This window comes from Massilia psychrophila (genome assembly GCF_002760665.1).
In the GTDB taxonomy this organism is placed as follows: Bacteria; Pseudomonadota; Gammaproteobacteria; order Burkholderiales; family Burkholderiaceae_D; genus JAFCUW01.
This window is the reverse complement of sequence record NZ_PDOB01000026.1, coordinates 17,216-41,889: the sequence shown is the minus strand read 5'-3', so window position 1 is coordinate 41,889 and position 24,674 is coordinate 17,216. Positions and strand designations below refer to the sequence as shown.

Below are 24,674 nucleotides of genomic sequence, written 5' to 3'. Positions count from 1 at the left end.
ACATTTATCCTCAGCAATAATGCCAGAGTTGGAACCGGAGTGCACGCCCAAACGTGCAGCGTGTCGATTCAGCGTTGCTTTAAGCGTCGATAAACCGCATCTTGAAGCTGCGCCCCTTGATATTGCCGAAGTCCGGGCCCAGCTTGTTGCCGGCGTTCAGGCGCTTGAATGCCTGTTCGCCAATGCCGCGCTCGAGCGCGACGTAGGTCATGAACTCGGTGACGTTGATCTTGCCGACCTGTTCCTTGTCCAGGCCGGCGTCGCCGGTCAGCGCGCCAAGCAGGTCGCCCGGACGCAGCTTGTCCTTCTTGCCGCCCATGATGCATAGGGTGACCATCGGCGCCGGCACCGCCGCCAGGTCCTCGTCGTCGAGTGCCTTGACGTCGTGCCACTCTACAGGGGCGCCCTGGTACTGTTCGATCAGGCGCACCCATTTTTTTTCGTTGGGCGCGCACAGCGACAGCGCCAGCCCGGTTTCCCCGGCGCGGCCGGTGCGCCCGACCCGGTGGATGTGGATTTCGGTGTCTTTCGAGACGTCGACGTTGATCACCGCGCCCAGGTTGGCGATATCGAGGCCGCGCGCGGCGACGTCGGTGGCAACGAGTACCGAGCAGCTGCGGTTGGAAAACAGGATCAGGATTTCGTCGCGCTCGCGCTGTTCGAGTTCGCCGTACAGCGCCAGCGCCGAAAAACCCTGGGCCCGCAGCTCGTCCGCCAGTTCGCGGCAGTGCACCTTGGTGTTGCAGAATGCCAAGGTCGACACCGGCTTGAAATGCTTGAGCAGCTTGCCCACTGCCTGGTCGCGCTCATCGAAGCCGACTTCATAGAAGCGCTGTTCGATCTGGCTGGCATCGTGCTGGGCCTCGACCTTCACCTCAACCGGATCGCGCAGGAACAACTCGGTGGCGCGGCGGATATCGTCCGGGTAGGTGGCCGAAAACAGCAAGGTCTGGCGCCGCTTCGGGCAGGCGCTGACAATGCCGGCGATTTCGTCGTAGAAGCCCATGTCGGTCATGCGATCGGCTTCATCGAGTACCAGCGTCTGCACGTTGGCCAAATTTAAGGTGCCGCGCCCGAGGTGGTCGCGGATGCGCCCCGGCGTGCCGACCACGATGTGGGCGCCGTGTTCGAGCGAGGCGATCTGCGCGCGCATCGGCGCGCCGCCGGTCAGGGTCAGGACCTTGATGTTGCCTTCGCCGCGGGCAAGCCGGCGCAATTCGTTCGCCACCTGGTCGGCCAGTTCGCGCGTCGGGCACAGCACCAGTCCCTGGATCGCGAACCAGGCCGGATTGAGCCGGTGCAGGATGCCGATGCCGAAGGCCGCCGTTTTACCGCTGCCGGTCTTGGCCTGCGCGATGAGGTCGCGCCCGTGCAGCACCGGCGGCAGGCTCTCGGCCTGGATCGTCGTCATTTCGTGGTAGCCGAGGGTGTCGAGATTGGCCAGCAGGGCAGGCGAGAGCGGCAGCGTGGAAAAGGCGTTGGGGGTCATGAAAAGGCCGATAGGAAGGTGGCAGGGAACAGCAGGAGGACGGCGAGTATCGCGTCAGGACGCTACCGGATCAGGGCAGGGAAAACACCTAGTTTATCAGGCGGCGGCCCACATCGGCAGGCCGGTCTGGTCGAAGCCTTCTTCTTGGCGCCAGACCGGCAAGCCGCTGGTATCGGTTTCTTCGAGCAGTGAAAGTTGGTGCTGGCGGATGCCGGCGAGGCGGTTGCGGCTTGCGCGTTTTGGCGCCGGCATCGCCGGTTGCGACGCTGCAGGCACCAGGTCGCTATCGAAGCCGACCAGGTCGTGTGTCGCGTTGTCTTTTTTGTCTCTCATGGCGCCAGGGTTCGCTGCCTGTTTCCCGCGGCGCGCAAAATGCCGCCCCAGAAAACAAAAAACCCGGCTGCAAGAGTCGGGCTCGATGTTAAAACAATGTTTGGTTGCGGGGACAGGATTTGAACCTGTGACCTTCGGGTTATGAGCCCGACGAGCTGCCAGACTGCTCCACCCCGCAGGAAAGATTATACGGACAAACGGGCGCGCGCGCAATGGCCTAATTTTTAGTGTGTGGCGAGCTGCGATTTAGCGTGCGGCAAGGCGCCACAAGCTCGTCACTTCAGCCGCGCGGGCGGCGTGCAGCGGGTCGCCCGCATCGCTTGCGCGCGGATGGGTGGGACGGACATCGTGCCGGGCGACGACGGTAAGCCCGCCTGCCTCGATCAGCGCCAGCAGTTGTTCGCGCGGGCGCAGGCCGAGGTGCTCGGCCAAGTCGGACAGGATCAGCCAGCCTTCGCCGCCGGGCGCCAGGTGGCGCGCCAGGCCTCCAAGGTAACCCTTGAGCATGCGGTTGTCCGGATCGTAGATCGCGTATTCGATCGACGAACTGGGCCGGCCCGGCAGCCACGGCGGATTGCATACGATCAGCGCCGCCTGGCCCTCCGGGAACAGGTCGGCCTGGACGACCTCGACGCGCTCCAGCAGTTCCAGCCGGTACAGATTGTCGTGCGCGCACGACAGCGCGCGCGGATCCATGTCGGTGGCGATGATTTTGCCAACGCCGCGGCGCGCCAGCACTGCCGCCAGCACGCCGGTGCCGGTGCCGATGTCGAACGCCAGCGTGGCGCCGGGCGGCAGCGGCGCCTGGTTGACCAGTTCGAGGTATTCGCCACGAATCGGCGAGAACACGCCGTAGTGCGGGTGGATTTTCGCGCCCAGGGCCGGGATGTCGACGCCGTTCTTGCGCCACTCGTGGGCGCCGATCAGGCCTAGCAGCTCACGCAGCGAAGCGACGAACGGCGCGTCCGGGCGGCCATAGGCTTCGTTGCAGGCTTGCGTCACGCTTGGCGCACGGCGCAGCGGGATGGTGTAATCGGCGTCGAACGGGATTAACAGCATGGCCAGCGTGCGGGCGCGCTGCGACTGGGCCTGGCGGTGCAGGTGGAAGGCCGCCGCCGGCGAGGGCGCCACCGCGGCAGATGCATTTGCCGGCTTCGCGCGCTTCGCTTTAGTGTCCTTGCTGCCCTTGGTGTCGGCCCGGCGGGCCATCGCCTGCAGCAGTTGGCGCGCGTTCTGGAAGTCGCCCCGCCACAGCAGCGCGGTGCCTTCGCAAGCGAGGCGGTAGGCGGTGTCGGCCGGGGTCTGGTCGTTGACGACCACCACTTTTTTCGGCGCCGGCATCCCGCTTTCCGAGCGCCAACGCGCCGAGTGCGCCACTTCGCCTTCGCTCCAGTGAATGCGGCTTGGTGTATCGGAAGCGGGAGTAACTGGCATGGTGGGGCGATCGGAAAGGTTAATCCGTCATTATATGCGCACGCCATGCATGCGGGCCAGGGCGGCCCGGTCGGCTCAGGCGGTGGTAATTGGGCCGGACGCGGCCGGCGCGGCACTCGATCGCCGGCAACTGCCTGCCGGTCAGGGCAAGCGCATCGGGCCCCTTCAGCGGCGGCTGGACGGCGTTGCTGTTTGCAGCGCTGTTCGCAAAACTGTAACTCACCCCGACCGAGGCGGCGTACTCTATTGCGATCTCGACCTCGAACGACTGGCCGTCGGCGGTGGCAATGGTGGCGCGGCCAACGAACGCTGCGCTGGCGTTCATTTGCAGTGCTGCCAAGTCAAGCTTGACGCCTGCATTCGAGCCGGACTCGACCAAGGCGGAGCGGCCGGTATCGGCCGCCACGCTCATCGTGTCGAGCTGGACGGCCGCTCCATTGGCGGCGTCGCCGAACAAGATTGCAGCGATGTTGCCAATAAAGCGCTGCGCCGCCTCGACCGTCTTGTCGCCCAATTGACCGAGCCGGCTGTCGAGCGCCTGCTGCGACAGCGTGATGCTGCTCGACGACGGCGACGTTACCGGATCGACCGTTGGCATCCGCGCCGCCGCCTTGCCGTTGGCCGAGGCGTATTGCGCGCCTCAGGCTTGCTGTCCTGTGCGATCTGGAACGAGGGGGAATAAACCGGGCGTGAACCCAAGGCGACGGGATTGGACATGTTGTTAGCCTGCATCTTTCTGGATGAGCGTAAATAGGTTAACGACGTCTTGTTTAAATGCTTTAGCTGTTTTTTTGATATTTTTTAATGGTGATGCATCCAGCCCCCGTCGTCGGAAGCCAAGTAAGACGCTACGGCAGCCTGATTGCCAGTGGCATGGCGTTTGATTTCGCCGCAAGCGCAGATGCCCTGGTAGGGCTGGATATGCGAGCAGGCAGATACTTTTTGCAGGAAGACTTTGACCGCTTTTGCGCACTTGGCGCATTTGAACGTGAGGATGCGAGCTGGTTTTAACATGGTGGAAACGGGTGGGTGGCAAGGCGGCCATTTTATCATCCGCAACGCATCGAAACGCGGCTGGCGGCTGGCCCAGTAACGAGTGAATCAAGACACCGCCGATTGAAAGCCGACAATTTTACTTTCCGTAGTGCAAGCCGCCGAGTTTGCGCTAGATCAAACACTGACCTGCCGAGCCTCTTTACACTAGTTCCTCGGGCTGATGACAAAAAGAACTTTCTCCCGGCCTGTTTCTTTCACTCAATCCTCGCAGACGCCAAGGCTCCCCGACAAGTGGGCAGGCCCCCTGCTAGGTGTCACTTAGGAGAACGAATGCTAACTGCGACATATACCCTCGTTGCACTATCGGTCGAGCAAGCCAGCGTCCGCGTCAGTCTGCAGTCCCTTCAAAAAGTTCTTTACAACAATTTTGCCCAACAGCGCGCGCTGACCCCCGGCCAGGTCGATTACGCGTGCAATGCCTTGCGCCGTCTGTACGATACCTGCCATTGGCGCAAGATCGAAAAATTCCTTATTCCGGCCATCCACCGGGCGACTCACGATGCAGACCAGCTGCTGCTCGATCTCGAGCGCCTGAACAACGCCGCTGCCGTGGCGATGGGCGAAGTCGCCGAACGCTTCGCCGGCCTGTCGATCGATTCGGCCGACCGTGTGACCGAATTTTGCGCATCGGTCGACGCCTTCTGCAACGCCTTGCTGCAGCGCCTCGCCCGCGAAGAGCAGGAGCTGTTCCCGGTCGCCCGCACGGTCATCTCGGGCGAGGCGTGGTTCTCGATCGCCAACAAGATGCTGGCGCATGAAGCCTACGTACAGGAAACCAGGCCGGTGCGGCCCGGCCCCGCCCCGGCCGCGGTGCCGGCCAATGGCCGGCTGGCCGATCAGCGCGCCGCCCGCATCACGTTGACGCACTAATTTTACAGCCCCCCCTTGCGCGTCCAGGAACCTGTACCGGCTTACTGAGTCAGGTTCCAGCGCGGACAACGGCGCATCGTCGCCCGGCGCATCGTCGCCCGGCGCACCGTCGCCAATTTCGCCGTCCGCTGCGCTGTTGCTTCATTCTTGCTCGGTTCCCGCTACCCTTTAGCTGCCTTCTTGCTATCATGGCGGTTTTGAGCGATTGAGCCGACGCCATGTTCGAATTCCTTTTCAAGCGACCCGACGACAAGCCCGGGGATATGCCGGCCGGCAAGGCTGCGAAGTCGGACCCGGCTGCCGCCCCAGCCGGCGCGCAACGCGCGCTTCAAGCCGAAAAGGTCAAGCAGCTTGCGGGCAACGAGGTAGCAGCCGCCGACTTCATCCTGCAGTGCGACTTTTCCGAGCTGCGCCTCGCTGCGGCCGAGTTCGTCCGTACCCCGGCCCAGCTCGAGCGCGTGCACGCCGCGATCCGCAATACCGATCGGCGCGTCGCCAAGCTGATGCAGTCGCGTCTCGACGCAATCCGCCACCACCAATCCGAACTGCAGCGTGGCCAGGCTTGCCTCGACCATGCCAGGCAGTTACTGGCGGACGAAAAACTGACCCCCAACCAGGTCGCCGAGCTCGACCGGCGCTGGGCGGTGATCGCCGCGCCCGAACTGATGGGTGAATTCGACCTCGTGCGCACCGCGCTGGCGCGCCGCCTCGAGGCACAGGTCGTGCTGCAGCGCGGCGTCATCGACAGCGTAACCGCGCTGCGCAAGCTGGCCTCCAGCGCTTTGCCGGTGGCCGAGGTTGCGGCCTCGCTCGAGCAGCTGGACGCCCTTCACGCCGCCGCGCTCGTCGCCCCGGAGTACGCATCGCTGCCGCGCCACCTGGTCACTGAATTTGCCGCCGAACGCGCGCGCCTGGCCTCCAGCATCGGCGCGCTCGAGCAGGGCGAGGCAGCCCTCGCCGGCCGCGAAGCGATGCTGGCGCTCTGGCAGGCGCAAGCGACCGCCACGCTCAATGTTGACGCCCTGAAAAAAGAATGGAGCAAGCTGCCGCCAGGGCCCCCGGGCGACGCCGCCGCCGGCCTGCAGCAGCGTTTCGACGCGCTGCTGGCGAGCGTGCCGCAGGAAGTGCGTAAGCCGAAGGAGGCGCGCCCGGCGGAATCAAAAAGCGGGGCTGACCCGGCCCGCTCGGCCGGACCAGCCCGTCCGTCCGCGCCGGGCGCCGACCAGCACTTCCTCGATGAGCTGGCGGCGATGGAAGCGGCGCTGCAGCAAGGTTCGCTCGGCAGCGCCGCCGAACACGACAAGGCCCTCAAGGACAGCAAGGGCATGCGCCTGACGGCGGCCCAGTCGGAGCGGCTGGCGCACGCCCGCGGCGAACTGAAACGCTTGTCGGACTGGGCCCGCTGGGGCGGCAATGTCTCGCGCGAAGAACTGATCAAGGCGGTCGAAAACCTGACCACGCAGTCGCTGGTGATGAGCGAGCTGGCCAAGAAGGTCGGCAGCATGCGCGAGCGCTGGAAGGCGCTCGATACCCTGTCCGGCGCCGCGCCGAAGAGCCTGTGGGAGCGTTTCGACGCCGCCTGCGGCGCCGCCTATGCGCCGGCCGCGGCCCACTTCAAGCACCTGGCCGAAGAACGCCACACCAACGCCGCCAAGGCGCAGGCGCTGATCGCGGAAGCAAATGCGCAAGCGGCCGGATTGGCCGGCGCCGACAGTGTCGACTGGAAGCAGATGGCGGTCACCGTGCAGCGGCTGCGCCTGGGCTGGAGCCATCTGGGCGCGATCGACCGCAAGGATAAAAAACGCCTCGACCAGCAGTTCGCCGATGTCCTCAACGTCCTGCAAGCGCCGCTCGAACAGCAGCGCAAGTCGGAAGTGGCGCACCGCGAGGAACTGATCGAGCAGGTCGCCGCCCTCGACGCTTCTGACCGCCACGCGCTCGACGCCTTGCGCGCCGCGCAGGAACGCTGGCAGGAACTGGCGCGCGCGCTGCCGCTCGAACGCAAGGCCGAGCAGGCGATGTGGCATCGCTTCCGGGCCGCCTGCGACGCCGTGTTCGCCAAGCGCAAGGAGAGCGCCCACGCGGCCGACGCCGAACGCCGCACCCACCAGGCGGCCAAGGATGCGGTTTCCGCCCGCCTGGAAGCGTCGAACCGGGCCGGCGTCGATGCGACCGCACTATCATGCCTGCTGCGCGAAGCGGCCGCCGAATGGCAGGCGATCGGGCCGGTGCCGCGCGCGGCCGAAGCGAAAGTCGACAAACGTTACCAGGCGGCCATCGCCGCCGTCCAGCAGCAGGCCCAGAACGCCCGCCGCGCCGCCGGTGCGGCCCAGGCCGGCGCCCTGCGCGACAAGCTGCGCCTGTGCCAGCGGCTCGAAGCCGAATTGGCTCGACCTTTGGTGCCGCCGTCGGATGACAGCGGGGACTGGGATGCGCGCTGGGCGGCGCTGCCGGCCTTGCAGCCCGACTACGAAGCGGTGCTGGCGGCGCGTTTCAAGGCCGCGCAGGCGGTACTGGCCGCGGCCGACGATGCGCGCGCCGTCTACGTCCGGCTGCTCGAACAGAATCGCCCGACACTGCTGCAGGAAATCCTGCGCCTCGAAATCGCCGCCGGCATCGACAGCGGCAGCGAGTTCGCCCGCGAGCGCCTCAAGCTGCAGGTCGAAGTGCTGCAGTCCTCGCTCAAGTCCGGCCAGAAGCCGTTGAGCCAGGCCGCCCAGTTGCGCCAGTTGTGCGCGATGCCGGCCCTGGCCGACGACCGTACCGCGTCGCGCATCGACCAGCTGTTCGCCAGTATCGGCAGGGACATCGGCAAAGACATCGGCAAAGACACCGGCAAGGATCCAGGATGACGCAGATCGAACCGATCGCGCAGTTCAGGCAGGTCAGGGTGCAGCAGGACGATTTCGACCTGTCCGCCGAAGTGGCGCGGCTGCGCGCGGGCGACCCCCGGGTCGGCGCCGTGGTGACTTTTGTGGGCACGGTGCGCGACATGAACGACGGCGCGAACGTGGCCGAAATGGAGCTCGAACATTATCCCGGCATGACGGAACAGTCGCTAAAGGGGATCGTCGACCAGGCCTGCGCGCGCTGGCCTTTGTCGGGCGCCCTGGTGATCCACCGGGTCGGCCCGCTCAAGCCGATGGCGCAGATCGTGCTGGTCGCCTGCGGCGCGGCGCACCGCGGCGAAGCGTTCGCCGCCTGCGAGTTCATCATCGACTATCTGAAAACCGACGCGCCGTTCTGGAAGAAGGAGCAGACCCCAAGCGGCGCGCGCTGGGTCGACGCCCGCGTCACCGACGAGGCTGCGATGGCCAAATGGGCCAACCCGTCCAGCCCGGTCAGCCCTTGAGCTGGCTCGCAGTGGGGCTGGGCGCAGCTTGCGGCGCCTGGCTGCGCTGGGGCCTGGCGCTGTGGCTGGGCGGTGTGCACGGCAGGCTGAACTTGGGAACCCTGGCGGCCAACCTTGGCGGCGGCTATCTGGTGGGCCTGGCGCTCGGCTTTTTCAGCGCCTACCCGCACATCTCGCCGCAGTGGCGGCTGTTCGCCGTCACCGGCTTTCTCGGCGGGCTGACGACGTTTTCCACTTTTTCAGGCGAATCGGTGCTGCTGATGCAGCGCGGCGACTATGGCTGGGCGCTGGCGCATTCGGCATTGCACCTGCTTGGCTCGATCGCCTGCTGCATCGCCGGCTTCGCCACCTGGCGCGCGCTGGCGGCCTGAGGCGCTGACGTCGAGCGCACGCTCTCTGGTGCTTGTCTTGAAAACCATGCCATCGCCCCAAAATGCTCGGTAAGTCAAATTCGGGGAGCAGTACCATGCGGCAAGACAAAATCACGACCAAACTACAGGAAGCGCTATCCGATGCGCAAAGCCTGGCGGTGGGCAACGACAACCAGTATATCGAGCCGGTCCACCTGCTGACAGCGCTGCTGAACCAGGACGATGGCGGCGCCCGCTCGCTGTTTTTGCGTGCCGGCGTCAATGTCGGCGCCATGACGAACGCCTTGAAAAGCGCGCTCGAACGTTTGCCCAAGGTGTCCGGCACCGGCGGCGAAACGCAGATCGGCCGTGAGCTGATGGCGGTGCTGAACCTGGCCGACAAGGAAGCGCAGAAGCGCGGCGACCAGTTCATCGCCAGCGAAATGGTGCTGCTGGCGCTGACGGAAGACAAATCCGATTGTGGCAGGCTGGCGCGCGAAGCGGGCCTCACGCGCAAGGCGCTCGAGTTGGCGATCGACGCGGTGCGCGGCGGCGAGGCGGTCAATTCGCAGGACGCCGAAGGCCAGCGCGAATCGCTCAAAAAATACACGCTCGACCTGACCGAGCGGGCGCGCCAGGGCAAGCTCGATCCGGTGATCGGGCGCGACGACGAAATCCGCCGCACCATCCAGATCTTGCAGCGGCGCACCAAGAACAATCCGGTGCTGATCGGCGAGCCTGGCGTCGGCAAGACCGCCATCGTCGAAGGCCTGGCGCAGCGTATCATCAACGGCGAGGTACCCGATTCCCTCAAGGGCAAGCGCGTGCTCTCGCTCGACATGGCGGCGCTGCTGGCCGGGGCCAAGTACCGCGGCGAGTTCGAAGAGCGCCTCAAATCGGTGCTCAAGGAACTGGCCCAGGACGAAGGCCAGACCATCGTCTTCATCGACGAGATGCACACGATGGTCGGCGCCGGCAAGGCCGAGGGCGCAATGGACGCCGGCAACATGCTCAAACCGGCGCTGGCGCGCGGCGAACTGCACTGCGTCGGCGCCACCACGCTCGACGAATACCGCAAGTACATCGAGAAGGACGCCGCGCTCGAGCGCCGCTTCCAGAAAGTGCTGGTCGAGGAGCCGACGGTGGAAGCGACCATCGCGATTTTGCGCGGGCTGCAGGACAAGTACGAGCTGCACCACAAGGTGCAGATCACCGACCCGGCCATCATCGCCGCCGCCGAGCTGTCGCACCGCTACATCACCGACCGCTTCCTGCCCGACAAGGCGATCGACCTGATCGACGAAGCGGCCGCGAAGATCAAGATCGAAATCGACTCCAAGCCCGAAGTGATGGACCGGCTCGAGCGCCGCATCATCCAGCTGAAAATCGAGAAGGAAGCGGTCAAAAAGGAGAAGGACGAAGCGTCGCAGCGGCGCCTGGGCCTGATCGACGACGAGATCGCCCGCCTGGAACGCGAATACAACGACTACGAGGAAATCCTCAAGGCCGAAAAGGCGATGGTGCAGGGGACCACCCACATCAAGGAAGAGATCGAACGGATCCGCCACCAGATGGAGGAAGCCAAGCGCCAGAGCGACTACGCGTTGATGTCCGAGCTCCAGTACGGCAAGCTGCCTGAACTCGAAGCGCAACTCAAGCACGCGGAAGACGCGACCGCGCTCAACGCCGTCGGTGCCAAGCCAAAACTGCTGCGCACCCAGGTCGGCGCCGAGGAAATCGCCGAAGTGGTGTCGCGCGCGACCGGCATCCCGGTGTCGCGCATGATGCAAGGCGAGCGCGAAAAGCTGCTGCACATCGAGGACCGGCTGCACCAGCGCGTGGTCGGCCAGGACGAGGCGATCGAAGCGGTGTCGGATGCGATCCGGCGCTCGCGCGCCGGGCTGGCCGACCCGAGCCGCCCGTATGGTTCTTTCATGTTCCTCGGCCCCACCGGGGTCGGCAAGACAGAGCTGTGCAAGGCGCTGGCGTCGTTCCTGTTCGATACCGAAGAATCGATGATCCGCATCGACATGAGCGAATTCATGGAAAAGCATTCGGTAGCGCGGCTGATTGGCGCGCCGCCCGGCTATGTCGGCTACGACGAAGGCGGCTACCTGACCGAAGCGGTGCGGCGCCGGCCGTACAGCGTGATCCTGTTCGATGAAATCGAAAAAGCCCACCAGGACGTCTTCAACGTGCTGCTGCAGGTGTTGGATGACGGCCGCATGACGGACGGCCAGGGCCGCACCGTCGACTTCAAGAACACGGTGATCGTGATGACCTCGAACCTCGGCTCGCACAAGATCCAGTCGATGGAGAGCGACGACCCGGGCGTGGTCAAGCTGGCCGTGATGGCCGAGGTGCGCAACCATTTCCGGCCCGAGTTCATCAACCGGATCGACGAGATCGTCGTGTTCCATGCGCTCGACGAAAAAAATATCGGCGCGATCGCCAAGATCCAGCTGCGCCAGCTCGAGGGGCGACTCGAGAAGATGGACATGGCGTTGGTGGTGTCGAAAGAGGCGCTGCAAAAGATTGCGGAAGCCGGCTACGATCCGGTGTACGGCGCCCGTCCGCTCAAGCGCGCGATCCAGCAGCAGATCGAAAATCCGTTGTCGAAGCTGATCTTGTCGGGCAAGTTCGGCCCGAAGGACACGATTACCGTCGGTGTTGAACGCGGCAGCCTGGTGTTCGGCGAACCGCAAACGGTGGCGCTGGAAAAAATCCCGGGTTGAAGCAGGTAAGCAGGTGGGTAAGTAGGTAAGAAGGTAGGTAGGTAAGTAAGTGGCTACAATACCTGCTTGACCACAGCGGGACCACCCTATGCAACGAGCACCCCTGCGCCAGGACGCGCGCGTCATCGGCCTGGTTGGCATGGCCCACGGGGTGTCGCACTTCTACCACCTGATCCTCGCCGCCGTCTTCCCCTGGCTGAAACCGGCGTTCGGCCTGACTTACGCCGAGCTCGGGCTGTTGATGACGGTGTTCTTCGTCATCTCCGGCGTCGGCCAGGTGCTGGCCGGTTTCGTCGTCGACCGCGTCGGCGCTACCCGCGTGCTGATCGGCGGCCTGGCGCTGCTCGCCACCGCCGCGCTGGTGCTGGCCGGCGCCCGCGGTTACCCGATGCTGATGATCGGCTCGCTCATCGCGGGCCTCGGCAATTCGGTATTTCATCCCGCCGATTACACCCTGCTCAACCAGCGCGTCTCGAAGGCGCGGCTGGCGCACGGGTTTTCGGTGCACGGCATCAGCGGCAACCTCGGCTGGGCCGCGGCGCCGCTGTTCCTTGGCGGCGTCGCAGCGGCGTCTAGCTGGCGCACCGCGGTGCTGGCCTCAAGCGCCATTCCTGTAATCATGCTGCTGCTGATATTTTTCAATCGCGCTTACCTGGCAGCCGACCCGGTGGCCCCCAAGGCTGCCGGCGCGGCGCGGGAGGGTAACTTTGCCTTCCTGCGCCTGCCGACGGTGTGGATGTGCTTCGGCTTCTTTTTTCTGTCGTCGATCGCGCTCGGCGGCATCCAGAGCTTCGCCTCGACCAGCCTGGTGGCGCTGTACCAGGTATCGCTGGCGTCGGCCACCACCGCCTACACCGCCTACATGCTGGCGTCGGCCGGCGGCATGGCCGCCGGCGGCTTCATCGCCGCCCGCGCGCTCAGTCATGACCGCACCATCATGATCGCCTTTGCGCTGGCGGCCGGCCTGGCGCTGCTGCTGGCGCTGGCGGTGGTGCCGGGGTGGATGGTGGTTCCGCTGATGGGCGCCGTCGGCCTGGCATCGGGCGTGGCCGGGCCGTCGCGCGACCTCCTGATCCGCTCGGCGGCGCCGGCCAACGCCACCGGCCGCGTGTTCGGCGTGGTGTACTCGGGCCTCGACAGCGGCCTGGCGGTCGGCCCGCTGCTGTTCGGCGCACTGATGGACGCCCACCACCCGTCCTGGGTATTCATCTGCATCGGCCTGTTCCAGGCATTGTCGATCATCACCGCGGTCGGTATCAACGGCAGCAAGCGCGCACCGGTGCTGCAAAAAGCATAAAATTTTATTCATTTTTCAAGGAGCCGCCATGGACTTTGCCACCACCGACCTTTGCGATAATCACCCCGAGCTGCTGGCCCAAGGCCGGCTGGCGGTGCTGCCGCCGGTGTTCCGCCTGTTCGGCCTGCGCGTCAAGTTCAGCGGGCCGGCGGTCACCCTCAAGGTGTTCGAGGACAACGCGCTGGTGCGCTCCACGCTCGAAGGCCCGGGCCACGGCAGCGTGCTGGTGATCGACGGCGGCGCCAGCCTGCGGCGCGCGCTGGTCGGCGGTCAGCTGGCGCTGCTGGCCCAGGACAACGGTTGGAGCGGCATCGTCGTCGACGGTTGCGTGCGCGACAGCGACGAAATCAACAGCTGCGAGATCGGCGTGCGCGCCCTGGCCACCCATCCGCAAAAAAGCAGCAAGGCCGGCACCGGCGAGCACAACACCCGGATTGTCGTCCAGGGCGTGGCCGTCAATCCGGGCGACTGGATGTATGCCGACACCGACGGCGTCCTTGTGGCGCAACAGCAGCTCGCCTGAGCTGCAGCCCCCAGCCGAAATTTCTTCGATCGCGGCGATGCCGGGCTTGTCCCGGCTTTAGTTGCCTCACGTCAAGCCCGACGTTGGAGCGCGCTTCTACCATTGGTCATGGCCGTTCATGCGCCTGGACACTGTGCGTTTTCATCAGGTGGTGTTGTCATTTCGCATGGTGAGATGTTAGCGAGAAAAACTGCGTCCGGCGCTCCCATTTTAAGAAATCTAATTTCGCATTGCGAAATTAAAACGATAAGTCACTGATTATTAACTAATTTAATTTAGTTATATGTCTTATATAAGAGTGTGCTGCTGTGCACAAAAAAGTCTATGATTTGTCTAGGGATTTAGATTTTCAACTCAATATTTCAATCAGGAGAACAACCATGGCAACTCGTGAACAGCAAGTGGCAGCTTTGCAGGCAGACTGGGATACCAACCCGCGCTGGACGGGCGTGGTCCGCAATTACACCGCCGCCGACGTGGTCCGGCTGCGCGGCTCGTTGCAGATCGAGCACACCATCGCCCAGCGCGGCGCCGAAAAGATGTGGGACCTGCTTGCCACCGAGCCGTTCGTTGCCACCCTCGGCGCCATGACCGGCAACCAGGCCATGCAGCAAGTCAAGGCCGGCCTGAAAGCGATTTATTTGTCGGGCTGGCAAGTGGCGGGCGACGCCAACATGGCCGGCGAAATGTATCCGGACCAGTCGCTGTACCCGGTCAATTCGGTGCCGACGGTCGTCAAGAAAATTAACAACACCTTCCAGCGCGCCGACCAGATCCAGTGGTCCGAAGGCCGCGACGACATCGACTACTTCGCGCCGATCATCGCTGACGCCGAAGCCGGCTTCGGCGGCGTGCTCAATGCCTACGAACTGATGAAGTCGATGATCGATGCGGGCGCGGCCGGCGTGCACTTCGAAGACCAGCTGGCGTCGGTCAAGAAATGCGGCCACATGGGCGGCAAGGTGCTTGTACCTACCCGCGAATTTGTCGAAAAACTGACCGCCGCCCGCCTCGCCGCTGACGTCATGGGCACCTCGACCCTGGTGATCGCCCGTACCGACGCCGAGGCGGCCGACCTCCTGACGTCCGACATCGACCCCAACGACCAGCCGTTCTGCACAGGCGAGCGCACCGTCGAGGGCTTTTACCGCGTCAAGAACGGCCTCGAGCAGTCAATCGCCCGCGCCCTCGCATATTGCCCGTTCGCCGACCTGGTGTGGTGCGAAACCGGTAAGCCTGACCTGGCCTTCGCCAAGCAGTTCGCCGATGCCGTGCACGCCAAGTTCCCGGGCAAGATGCTGGCCTACAACTGCTCGCCTTCGTTCAACTGGAAGAAAAACCTCGACGACGCCACCATCGCCAAGTTCCAGAAAGAACTGGGCGCGATGGGTTACAAGTTCCAGTTCATCACGCTGGCCGGTTTTCATGCGCTCAACTACGGCATGTTCAACCTGGCCCACGGCTATGCGCGCCGCAACATGACCGCCTTCGTCGAGCTGCAGGAAGCCGAATTTGCATCGGCCGACAAGGGTTTTACCGCGGTCAAGCACCAGCGCGAAGTCGGCACCGGCTACTTCGACGCGGTCACCCAGACCATCCAGCAACACCAGAGCTCGACCACGGCGCTGCACGGCTCGACCGAAGATGAACAATTTTTCGACGAGAAAAAAGTGGCGTAAAAGGGGGCCAGGGAGGAGGGCGCAAGCCCTTTTCCGACGCGCTGAAAGCCGTACCGGCAAACCGCCGGTGCGGCTTTTTTGCGCCTGCGTCGAGGGCGCGGCCAGGCGCGGCCAGTCCAAAATCGTCACCGATTATCGAATGTGGTGGATAATATCGGAACTTTGCGCTGCATTTTGCAATGCCGCGCGCCGTCCGATCCCGTTATTTGGAAATTCCATGCTTAGCTACCGCCACGCCTTTCACGCGGGTAATCACGCCGACGTCCTCAAGCATTTCGTGCAAATCCAGTTGCACGAGTACATGAACCAGAAGGACACCGCTTATACCTACATCGACACCCACTCGGGCGCCGGCGTGTACGCCCTCGATGGCGGCTACGCCGCCAAGAACGCCGAATACGAAACCGGCATCGGCCCGCTGTGGGAACGCAAGGACATGCCGAAGCAACTGGCCGCTTACGTCAACCTGGTCAAGGGCCTGAATCCGAGCGGCAAGATGCGTTACTACCCTGGCTCGCCGTATTGCGCCGACAAGCTCATGCGCGAGCAAGACCGCCTGCGCCTGTTCGAACTGCACCCGGCCGACAGCAAGATATTGGCGGATAACTTTCGCAAGGTGGCTGAACACGCCGCCGAGCAGGGCGAACGCCCGGCCGGGCGCGGCAAGCGGGTGCTGATCGAACGCGGCGACGGCTTCCAGGCGCTCAAGACGCTGCTGCCGCCGCCGTCGCGCCGCGCGCTGGTACTGATCGATCCGCCCTATGAGGACAAGCAGGACTACCGCAAGGTGCGCGATGCGCTGGAAGGTTCGCTCGAACGCTTCCCGAGCGGCATTTTTGCGATCTGGTATCCGGTGCTGCAGCGCATGGAATCGCGCCAATTCGCCGACAAGCTCAAGCGCTTGCCGTCGAAGGAATGGCTGAACGTCACACTGACGGTGTCGACCCCGGGCCCGGATGGATTCGGACTGCATAGCAGCGGCATGTTCATCATCAACCCGCCATACACCCTCGAGCCTACCTTGCGCCAGGTGATGCCGTACCTGGTGCAGGTGCTGGGCAAGAACGCCGACGCCACCTTTGTCATCGAATCCGGTACCCAGATGACCGGTTCGTCGACGTCAAGGGTCGGCGCTAACGGCAGCGCCCGCGTGCCGGTCGGCAATGCACGCCGCGCCAGCCCGACCGCCGGCACCGGTAGCCTGCGCTTGCCGGGCCAGGCGCCCGCCGGCACCCCCGGTGCGGCGGGTGCGGTGGCCCCGGCGGGTCTACGCCAGCCTGCCGCCGCGCCGGGTGCACGCCGCACCAGCGCGCGTCCGACCGGCCGCCCGACCGGGCCGAAACCTCCCGGATCGCGCCGGCCTTGAACGACGCTGAAATCAGGGGTACAGGTTTCGATGTCGAAATGCAAATGAAACTGAATATGTAGTATAGTTGGACTGTAGGCGCCGCCCGGATTGGTTATCAAGCCGGGCAACCGGTGCGCCAGGTATTTTCAGGAGTGCTCCGTGTCAACCGACGCAGCAGCGCAGTTGTTATTGCCTTTTGACGATTTTTTCCTGGCGCGTCAGCCTATCCTCGGGCGTGACCAGCATCTGGTTGCATTCGAACTGCTGTTCCGCACAGCCGGCTCGAACGAGGCGAACGTCACCGACGACGCCGCCGCCACCGCGGCCGTCATTTCGCACGTGTCGCAACTGGGTATGGAGCAGGTGGTCGGTCCGCAACTGGCGTTCGTCAACGTCAATGCGGTTGCACTGATGAGCGATTACGTGCGCTTCCTGCCGGCCGACAAGGTTATCCTCGAAATCCTCGAAACCGTCAAAGCCACACCCGAGTTGCTGGCGCGCTTGGCCGAACTGAAGGCGCTCGGCTTCAAGTTTGCCCTCGACGATGTGGTGGCCGAGTCGGACGATGTCCGCGCCCTGGTCGAACTGGTCGACGTCATCAAGATCGACGTCAAGGGCGTGGCGCCGGCGCGGCTGCCGGAACTGACGCAGTCGCTGCGGCGCAACAACAAGACGCTGCTGGCCGAAAAAGTCGAAACGTTGGAAGAGTTCCGCCGATGCCTCGAACTCGGCTTTGAATATTTTCAGGGCTTTTATTTTGCCCGTCCCGCCATCCTCAGCGGCAAGAAAATTGCGCCGTCCGAGCTGGCCATCCTGCACCTGCTCGAGCTGGTCAATTCGGAGGCCGACAACCACACCATCGAACTGGCGGTCAAGCGCGATGCGCTGATCAGCCTGAACCTGCTGCGCCTCGTCAACACCCCGGCCGCCGGCGCGCGCGGCAGGATCGACACGCTGGGCCAGGCCATCGAAGTGCTGGGGCGCCAGCAATTGCAGCGCTGGCTGCAGATCCTGCTGTATGCAACGCCGGGTGCCAAGGTCGAACTGAACCTGCCGTTGCTGCAGATGGCGACCACGCGCGGCAAGATGCTCGAGCTGATGAGCCTGAAGATGCATCCAGGCCAGCAAGACGCCGCCGATACCGGCTTCACCGTCGGCATCATGTCGCTTACCGAGGCGCTGTTCTCGATGGCAATGGAAGACATCCTCGACACTGTCGACGTCGCCGACGACGTCCGCGCCGCGCTGCTGTACCGGCAGGGCGAGTACGGCGACATGCTCAACGTCGTCGAAATGCTCGAAAAAGCCAAGTGCGGCAAGCCGCTGGCCACCGCCTTGCGCCACCTCGACCTGACCAGCAAGGACTTGCGCGAGATCGAGTTGGCCGCTTTCGAATGGATCAACGAGCTGGCGCAGGACGTGCACTAGCGTCGCTCATCGGCTTACCCCAGCAGTAAGAACACCGTCGGCTTCTTGTGAAAGTCCGGCATCTTGCCGGCCGCAAGCAAACTCTTCCACTTGCCGCCATTTTGCGTGCGGATCGATTCGGTCGGCAGGCTGAGGTCGGTCGCGACGCAGATCAGCGTGCCCGGCTGGCAGGTTGCCGCCAGCGCCTCGAGCATCGCGCCGTTGCGGTAGGGCGTCTCGATCAGCAGCTGGGTCTGGCTTTCGCGGCTTGACCGCCCCTCCAGCTCCTTGATGCGCTTGGCGCGCAGCGTTGCATCGGTGGGCAGGTAGCCGTTGAAGGCGAAACTTTGCCCGTTGAGTCCGCTAGCCATGACGGCCAGCAGCAGCGACGACGGGCCCACCAGCGGCTTGACCGTGATGCCGTGCTGATGCGCCAGACGCACCAGGTCGGCGCCCGGATCGGCCACCGCCGGCACCCCCGCTTCCGACACCAGCCCGGCGTCACGCCCGGCCAGTAGGGGAGCCAGCAGGCCTGCCAGCGCCGCAGGCGGGGTATTCACGTTCAGTTCTGCAATCTCGATTTCCTGCAGCGGCCTAGCGAGCGGATGGTCGATCGCGATCAGTTTCAGGAAGCCGCGCGCGGTCTTCGCGTTCTCGGCCACGAAATAGTCGAGCTTCGCGGTGAGCGCCTGCACGTGCAGCGGAATGATATGGTCGAGGGCGCCGGCGGCGGCCCCGGTGCTGCCAAGGGTATTTGGGATCAGGTAAAGAGTGCCGGGCATGTTCTTCTTCTTTTTGAATGAATCAGGGTAGGAAAAATGGGGTCAGACCCGTTTTATAACTGGCAAAACAATGTCTGAGCCGTACAACAAACGGGTCTGACCCTATTTTATTTTACAGGCCGAAAAAACGCACGCCGGCTTTGCGCAGCATGGCGGTGAGGGCAATCATCGGCAGGCCGGTCAGTGCGGTCGGGTCGCTGCTGTCGATGCGCTCGAGGAGGGCTATGCCGAGCCCTTCGTTCTTGGCGCTGCCGGCGCAATCGTAGGGCTGCTCGATATGCAGATAGGCGTCCAGTTCGTCGTCGGCCAGGTTACGGAAGGTGACGACGGTCTGAACATTTTCCAGTTGTGCCGGCCCCGGCAGTGCGCTGGCGCGGCCGTCCCATACGCACAGCGCGGTGTGGAACACGATCGTGCGCCCGCGCATTTTTTGCAACTGCGCCAGCGCCCGCGCATGGTCGCCTGGTTTGCCGATCTGTTCGCCGTCTAGCGTGGCGACCTGGTCTGACCCGATGACGATGGCGCCGGGTGCGCGCGCCGCCACCGCCGCCGCCTTTTCGCGCGCCAGGCGCAGCGCGGTGGCGCCGGGCTGCTCGCCCGGCAACGAGGCTTCCCAAATGTCGGGCACCATCACCTCAAACGGCAGGCGCAAGCGTTCGAGCAACTCGCGCCGGTAGGACGAGCTTGACGCGAGAATCAGGCGGGGCAGGGCGGGATTTGGTATCATCAGAAGTTGGAAGGCGTTGTCAGGGATGATGCGCCCGCTCGGTGTAACAGGCAAGAGATGCGGTAGCAGATAGGGGAAACAGATAGAGCAAAGGTACGGCAACAGTCGCCGCCCGCCGGTGCAAAAAAACCCGCCAAGTCTTTGACTTCATGGGGCCAAGCCTGCTATTATCGCAGGTTTTCCGGGGAAATTTCTCATATGAGTGCTTTTGTCATCGACGCTTTCGAATTCGGTCGAAGCAACGGCCACCGCGACGGTGTCACGCCGGTTGCATCGATGAGTCGGCTTGGCAAGGACTGTGCCGACCAGTCCGGCGAGGTCGTTTGGGCCGTCGACGGCGCCGTCACCGCCGAGGGTTACCCCGCACTGGTGTTGTCGGTCAGCGGCACCGTGCAGCTGATGTGCCAGCGTTGCCTGACGCCGTTCGCTTACGACATGAATTCGTCGACCATGCTGGTACTCGGCAAGGATGACGAAGAGGCTGACCAGATCGAAGATATCCTCGACGACGAGAGCATCGACGTCATCGTCGGCAGCCGCAGCACCGACGTGCGCGAGCTGGTCGAAGACGAAGCGCTGCTGGCCTTGCCGCAGGTGCCGAAACACGAGGTCTGCCCGGACAGCAAGCTGCTCGACGAACTGAAGGCGGTCAAGCCGTCGCCGTTCGCCAGCCTCAAGGATATCAAAACAGAATAAGTAATGAGCAGGGCGTAAAGAACGTGTCAGACGCGTGCGGCAATCGAGTATGACAATGTGGTTTGGAAATGTAGTAAAGCGTTAAATATGTCGGTAAAGAATCATTTGCCGGTGGGATACTCGATTCGCATGTATTTGCCAATCGAATGTGTTAGAATTTTAGAACTTATGGTTTAGGAGTTATCATGGCAGTCCAGCAGAACAAGAAGTCCCCATCGAAGCGCGGTATGCACCGTTCGCACGATTTCCTGGTTGCGCCGCAACTGGGCATCGAGCCTACGACCGGTGAAACCCACCTGCGTCACCACATTAGCCCGAACGGCTTTTATCGTGGCCGTAAAGTGCTCAAGACCAAGAACGACGAGTAATCGACGTTTTTTCTTTGAGTAAGGCGAAGGCGGTGCGACGTATTTGTTTGCGTGGCGCCGCTTTTTCTTTGTCTTGGTTGCAAGAATTGCACCCCGTCATTTTGAATTACGCTGACTCTGACTGGCGCTCGCCTACAGATCGCATCCTGCCGCCGGCCGTGTTCGGGCAGCGGTACGCACCTACCTGATGATAATTACACTCTCGATCGACTGCATGGGCGGCGATCACGGCAGCGCCGTGACCATTCCCGCAGCCATTTCTTTTCTCAAGCATGAGCCTGAAGCATTTCTGATCCTGGTCGGCCTCGAGGACGAACTGAGCGCGGAACTGAAGCGCCTGAAGGCCGACACCCATCCGCGTATCACCGTGCAGCACGCTTCCGAAGTAGTGACGATGGACGATCCGATCGAAGTGGCGCTGCGCCGCAAGAAGGATTCGTCGATGCGTGTCGCGGTCGAATTGGTAAAAGACGGCAAGGCCAAAGCCTGCGTTTCGGCCGGCAACACTGGCGCCCTGATGGCAGTCTCGCGCTATGTGCTCAAGACCATGCAGGGGGTCGACCGTCCGGCCATCTGCTCGATCATGCCGAACCAGAAAAATGGTCCGACCTACATGCTCGACCTTGGCGCCAACGTCGATTGCGAGCCGCACCACCTGCATCAGTTCGCAGTGATGGGTTCGGTTCTGTTTTCAGCGATGGAAGGTACTGCCCGTCCGACCATCGGCCTGCTCAACGTCGGTACCGAAGAAATCAAAGGCAACGAAGTGGTCAAGGCGACTGCCAGGCTGCTGCAGCAAGACCACGCGCGCGGCTTGCTTAATTTTTACGGCAACGTCGAAGGCAACGACATTTTCAAGGGCACCACTGACGTCGTGGTGTGCGACGGCTTCGTCGGCAACGTGACCCTGAAAGCGAGCGAGGGTTTGGGCCGCTTCATGAAAGACGTGCTGAACACGGAGTTTCGCCGCAACCCGCTGACGATGCTCGGAGCCCTGATTGCACGTGGTGCGATGCGACGGATCAAGGATCGCTTCAACCCGTCACGCTACAACGGCGCCAGCCTGCTCGGCTTGCGCGGGCTGGTGTTCAAAAGTCATGGCGGCGCCGATTCTTATTCTTTCGAGTGGGCGATCAAGCGCGCATTTGATGCGGCGAAATATAATGTGCAGGAACAGCTCTCGACCATGATCGGCGAGCTGATGCCATGCACGCCCGAGCGGGCCGCGGCCGATACCGCAACGCCAGGCTCAACAATTTAAGCGAGACGCCAGCAATGACTTTGTACAGCAAGATTATCGGTACCGGCAGCTATCTGCCGGCGCGCCGCGTCACCAACGGGGACCTGACCTCGCAGCTGGCGGCGAAAGGCATCGAAACGTCCGACGAATGGATTTTTTCGCGCAGCGGCATTTCGGCGCGCCATTACGCCGCGGCCGACGAGTTGTCGTCCGATCTGGCGGTGGCGGCGGCGAAAAAAGCGCTCGAGATGGCCGACATGCAGCCGCACGACATCGACCTGGTGATCGTCGCCAGCTCGACGCCCGACTTTTACGGCAGCTTTCCGAGCACCGCCTGCGTCGTCCAGCGCAAGCTCGGCATGAACAACAACAGCGCCGCGTTCGATGTCCAGGCAGTCTGCAGCGGTTTCGTCTATGCCGTGTCGGTGGCGGACGCTTTCATCAAGGCGGGCAACCACAAGAACGTGCTGGTGATCGGCGCCGAAGTGTTTTCGCGCATCCTCAATTTCGAAGACCGCGGCACCTGCGTGCTGTTCGGCGACGGCGCCGGCGCGGTCGTCATGAGCGCGTCGAAAACGCCTGGCATCCTCGGCTCCAGGCTGCACGCCGACGGCAGCCATGCCGACATCCTCAGCGTGCCGGGCAACCTCGCCAACGGCGCCATCGCCGGCAGCGGTTTTCTCTACATGGATGGGCCGGCCGTGTTCAAGCTGGCCGTGTCGGTACTCGAACAGGTCGCCAATGAAGTGCTGGAGCACGCCGGCATGACGGCTGCCGAAGTCGACTGGCTGGTGCCGCACCAGGCCAACATTCGCATCATGAAAAGCACTGCCAAAAAACTCCACCTGCCGCTGGAAAAGATGGTCGTCACCGTCGACCAGCACGGCAACACCTCGGCCGCCTCGATCCCGCTTGCGCTCGACGTAGCGGTGCGTGACGGCCGCATCAAGCAGGGCAATACTGTCTTGATGGAAGGCGTTGGCGGCGGTTTTACCTGGGGCGCCGTGCTGGCGCGCATGTAGGCGGCGCCAGCGGTTCGCGTTGCACAATCACACCATGGAGCACACCGTTTCAATGAGTAAATTCGCATTCCTGTTTCCCGGCCAGGGTTCGCAAGCCGTCGGCATGCTGGGCGGCTTCGCCGGCAACGCCGTGGTCGCGCAAACCGTCGCCGAAGCCTCCGACGCGCTCTCCTTCGACCTCGGCCGCCTGATCGCCGAAGGCCCCAAGGAGGAACTCGACCTGACCACCAACACCCAGCCGGTGATGCTGACCGCCGCGGTGGCGGTGTACCGCGCCTGGATCGCCGCCGGCGGCCCGGTCCCGGCCATGGTGGCCGGCCACAGCCTCGGTGAATATTCGGCGCTGGTCGCCGCCGGCGTGATCAGCTTCAAGGACGCGGTGCCGCTGGTGCGCTTTCGCGCCCAGGCGATGCAGGAAGCGGTGCCGGTCGGCCGTGGCGGCATGGCCGTCATCCTCGGCCTCGATGGCGACCAGGTGCGTGCCGTCTGCCTCGAAACGGCCGCCGAGATGCCCGGCTCGGTCATCGAGCCGGTTAACTTCAACGAGCCGACCCAGATCGTCATCGCCGGCCACACCGGCGCCATCGAGCGTGCCTGCGAACTGGCCAAGGCGAAGGGCGCCAAGCGCGCCATGAAGCTGGCGGTGTCGGCGCCGTTTCACTCGTCGCTGCTGCAGCCGGCGTCGGACCGCCTGCGCGCCTACATGGCCGGGCTGGAGTTCTCAAGCCCTGGCATTGCGCTTGTCAACAACGTCGACGTTGCCGTCGTTAGCGATCCGCAAGCGATCAAGGAGGCGCTGGTGCGCCAGGCCGCCAGTCCGGTGCGCTGGGTCGAAACCATGCAATTCATGGCGAGCGTTGGCGTCGCACAGGTCATCGAATGCGCCCCGAGCAAAGTGTTGATCGGCATGGCCAAGCGGATCGACGTCCGTCTTGCCGGCGAAGCGCTGGCCGACCAGGCGTCGCTCGAGCGCGTGCTCGCCATGGTCAATGCGCCTGACCAGGCATGACACGCATCGCTGAACGACAACCATCAAGGACAACAATGAATCTGGATAATCAAGTAGCGCTGGTAACGGGCGCATCGCGCGGCATTGGCAAGGCCATCGCCATCGAGCTGGCGCGCCAGGGCGCGAAAGTGGTCGGCACCGCCACCACCGAGCAAGGCGCCGCCGCCATCGGCGCCTATCTCGCCGAGTTCGGCGGCAAGGGCGTGGTCCTGAACGTGACCGACGCCGCCGGCTGCGCCGCAGCGGTCGCCGACGTCCAGGCCAGCTACGGCAGTCTGTCGATTCTGGTCAACAATGCCGGCATCACCCAGGACCAGTTGGCGATGCGCATGAAGGACGAAGAGTGGGACAACGTCATCTCGACCAACCTGAACGCCGTCGGCCGCCTGTCGCGCGCGGTTCTGCGCGGCATGATGAAATCGAGGCATGGGCGTATTATTAACATCACGTCAGTGGTAGCATCGTCGGGCAATCCGGGGCAGATGAATTACGCCGCGGCGAAGGCCGGTGTCGAAGGCATGAGCCGCGCGCTGGCGCGCGAGATCGGCAGCCGCAACATCACCGTCAATTGCGTCGCGCCGGGGTTTATCGATACCGACATGACGAAAGGGCTTGGTGCCGACCAGCACGCTGCCTTGCTGACCCAGATCCCACTGGCACGCCTGGGCGCGCCGGAGGATATTGCCAATGCGGTGGCGTTTTTGGCGGGGCCTCAGGGCAGCTATATCACGGGCAGCACCTTGCACGTGAATGGCGGCATGTTCATGAACTGATGCAGGTTCACGTGAATCGGGGAAATTTGGGCGACAGCGACAGCGCCAGTTCCGATTCCCGTAAAATCTCATCTTTTAGCAGTAACTTCGGTTGAGTTAGTGTCAGACACCGAAAATAATTTACCGACGCGCAAACCTGATAAAATGCGCGCACTTTCCGTAATACACACCTTGGAGTCAATAA

Annotated in this window: 23 protein-coding genes and 1 tRNA gene; 16 read left to right on the top strand and 8 right to left on the bottom strand. The window is 63.6% G+C overall.

Annotated elements, in window-relative coordinates:
- Window positions 1–79: 79 nt before the first annotated feature.
- The 6 genes from dbpA to CR103_RS15455 form a co-directional block, all read right to left on the bottom strand.
- A complete protein-coding gene (gene dbpA / locus CR103_RS15480) occupies window positions 80–1,489 on the bottom strand; it encodes an ATP-dependent RNA helicase DbpA (RefSeq protein WP_099916860.1) in 1,410 nt (469 codons plus the stop codon).
- A gap of 96 nt (window positions 1,490–1,585) precedes the next feature.
- Complete coding sequence (locus CR103_RS15475; RefSeq protein WP_099916859.1) at window positions 1,586–1,822, bottom strand: hypothetical protein; 237 nt, start codon at window positions 1,820–1,822, stop codon at window positions 1,586–1,588.
- A 101-nt stretch (window positions 1,823–1,923) separates the two neighbouring features.
- Window positions 1,924–2,000: transfer RNA gene (locus tag CR103_RS15470), tRNA-Met, on the bottom strand.
- A gap of 68 nt (window positions 2,001–2,068) precedes the next feature.
- Complete coding sequence (locus CR103_RS15465) at window positions 2,069–3,256, bottom strand: 50S ribosomal protein L11 methyltransferase (RefSeq protein WP_099916858.1); 1,188 nt, start codon at window positions 3,254–3,256, stop codon at window positions 2,069–2,071.
- Between the two features lie 19 nt (window positions 3,257–3,275).
- The gene (locus CR103_RS15460; protein WP_099916857.1) at window positions 3,276–3,854 is read right to left on the bottom strand and encodes a hypothetical protein; all 579 of its coding nucleotides are present in this window, start codon (window positions 3,852–3,854) and stop codon (window positions 3,276–3,278) included.
- A 203-nt stretch (window positions 3,855–4,057) separates the two neighbouring features.
- Entirely contained in the window at window positions 4,058–4,270 is a 213-nt protein-coding gene (locus CR103_RS15455) for a hypothetical protein (RefSeq protein WP_099916856.1), read from the bottom strand.
- 312 nt (window positions 4,271–4,582) lie between these two features.
- Between CR103_RS15455 and CR103_RS15450 the strand changes: the two genes are divergently transcribed.
- The 10 genes from CR103_RS15450 to CR103_RS15405 all read left to right on the top strand — a co-directional run bounded on the left by CR103_RS15450 (window position 4,583) and on the right by CR103_RS15405 (window position 17,894).
- Entirely contained in the window at window positions 4,583–5,182 is a 600-nt protein-coding gene (locus CR103_RS15450) for a hemerythrin domain-containing protein (RefSeq protein WP_143752639.1), read from the top strand.
- A 218-nt stretch (window positions 5,183–5,400) separates the two neighbouring features.
- A complete protein-coding gene (locus tag CR103_RS15445; RefSeq protein WP_099916854.1) occupies window positions 5,401–8,034 on the top strand; it encodes a DUF349 domain-containing protein in 2,634 nt (877 codons plus the stop codon).
- Window positions 8,031–8,534, top strand: coding sequence for a molybdenum cofactor biosynthesis protein MoaE (locus tag CR103_RS15440; RefSeq protein ID WP_099916853.1), 504 nt, complete (start codon window positions 8,031–8,033; stop codon window positions 8,532–8,534). The genes CR103_RS15445 and CR103_RS15440 overlap by 4 nt, the downstream gene beginning before the upstream one ends.
- Window positions 8,531–8,905: a fluoride efflux transporter CrcB gene (gene crcB / locus CR103_RS15435; RefSeq protein ID WP_099916852.1), complete on the top strand. Its 375-nt coding sequence runs from the start codon at window positions 8,531–8,533 to the stop codon at window positions 8,903–8,905. Before CR103_RS15440 ends, crcB begins: the two co-directional genes overlap by 4 nt.
- A 95-nt stretch (window positions 8,906–9,000) precedes the next feature.
- Window positions 9,001–11,619 (top strand): ATP-dependent chaperone ClpB, encoded by a 2,619-nt coding sequence (gene clpB / locus CR103_RS15430; protein ID WP_099916851.1) that lies wholly within the window; start codon window positions 9,001–9,003, stop codon window positions 11,617–11,619.
- An 88-nt stretch (window positions 11,620–11,707) separates the two neighbouring features.
- Window positions 11,708–12,916 carry an MFS transporter gene (locus tag CR103_RS15425; protein WP_099916850.1) on the top strand — a complete coding sequence of 403 codons (1,209 nt, stop codon included), beginning with the start codon at window positions 11,708–11,710 and terminating at the stop codon, window positions 12,914–12,916.
- Window positions 12,917–12,944: 28 nt separating this feature from the next.
- The gene (rraA, locus tag CR103_RS15420) at window positions 12,945–13,439 is read left to right on the top strand and encodes a ribonuclease E activity regulator RraA (protein WP_099916849.1); all 495 of its coding nucleotides are present in this window, start codon (window positions 12,945–12,947) and stop codon (window positions 13,437–13,439) included.
- A gap of 380 nt (window positions 13,440–13,819) precedes the next feature.
- Entirely contained in the window at window positions 13,820–15,118 is a 1,299-nt protein-coding gene (gene aceA, locus CR103_RS15415; RefSeq protein WP_099916848.1) for an isocitrate lyase, read from the top strand.
- A 217-nt stretch (window positions 15,119–15,335) separates the two neighbouring features.
- Window positions 15,336–16,484 carry a 23S rRNA (adenine(2030)-N(6))-methyltransferase RlmJ gene (locus tag CR103_RS15410; protein ID WP_099916847.1) on the top strand — a complete coding sequence of 383 codons (1,149 nt, stop codon included), beginning with the start codon at window positions 15,336–15,338 and terminating at the stop codon, window positions 16,482–16,484.
- Between the two features lie 141 nt (window positions 16,485–16,625).
- Window positions 16,626–17,894 (top strand): EAL and HDOD domain-containing protein, encoded by a 1,269-nt coding sequence (locus tag CR103_RS15405; protein ID WP_099916846.1) that lies wholly within the window; start codon window positions 16,626–16,628, stop codon window positions 17,892–17,894.
- Window positions 17,895–17,908: 14 nt separating this feature from the next.
- Here CR103_RS15405 and CR103_RS15400 read toward each other — a convergent pair whose 3' ends face one another.
- Both CR103_RS15400 and CR103_RS15395 read right to left on the bottom strand, forming a co-directional pair.
- Entirely contained in the window at window positions 17,909–18,655 is a 747-nt protein-coding gene (locus CR103_RS15400) for an SAM-dependent methyltransferase (RefSeq protein WP_099916845.1), read from the bottom strand.
- Between the two features lie 112 nt (window positions 18,656–18,767).
- Complete coding sequence (locus CR103_RS15395) at window positions 18,768–19,382, bottom strand: Maf family nucleotide pyrophosphatase (RefSeq protein ID WP_099916844.1); 615 nt, start codon at window positions 19,380–19,382, stop codon at window positions 18,768–18,770.
- 198 nt (window positions 19,383–19,580) lie between these two features.
- Here CR103_RS15395 and CR103_RS15390 point away from each other — a divergent pair, with 198 nt between their 5' ends.
- From CR103_RS15390 to fabG, 6 genes are all read left to right on the top strand, one after another.
- On the top strand, window positions 19,581–20,078 hold the full coding sequence (locus CR103_RS15390) for a YceD family protein (protein ID WP_099916843.1): 498 nt from the start codon (window positions 19,581–19,583) through the stop codon (window positions 20,076–20,078).
- Window positions 20,079–20,263: 185 nt separating this feature from the next.
- Window positions 20,264–20,446 carry a 50S ribosomal protein L32 gene (rpmF, locus tag CR103_RS15385; protein WP_008449924.1) on the top strand — a complete coding sequence of 61 codons (183 nt, stop codon included), beginning with the start codon at window positions 20,264–20,266 and terminating at the stop codon, window positions 20,444–20,446.
- Window positions 20,447–20,633: 187 nt separating this feature from the next.
- Complete coding sequence (gene plsX / locus CR103_RS15380) at window positions 20,634–21,707, top strand: phosphate acyltransferase PlsX (protein ID WP_099916842.1); 1,074 nt, start codon at window positions 20,634–20,636, stop codon at window positions 21,705–21,707.
- 14 nt (window positions 21,708–21,721) lie between these two features.
- Complete coding sequence (locus CR103_RS15375; protein WP_099916841.1) at window positions 21,722–22,708, top strand: beta-ketoacyl-ACP synthase III; 987 nt, start codon at window positions 21,722–21,724, stop codon at window positions 22,706–22,708.
- A gap of 52 nt (window positions 22,709–22,760) precedes the next feature.
- A complete protein-coding gene (gene fabD / locus CR103_RS15370) occupies window positions 22,761–23,717 on the top strand; it encodes an ACP S-malonyltransferase (protein ID WP_099916840.1) in 957 nt (318 codons plus the stop codon).
- Window positions 23,718–23,752: 35 nt separating this feature from the next.
- Entirely contained in the window at window positions 23,753–24,490 is a 738-nt protein-coding gene (gene fabG / locus CR103_RS15365) for a 3-oxoacyl-ACP reductase FabG (protein WP_099916839.1), read from the top strand.
- Window positions 24,491–24,674: the final 184 nt, after the last annotated feature.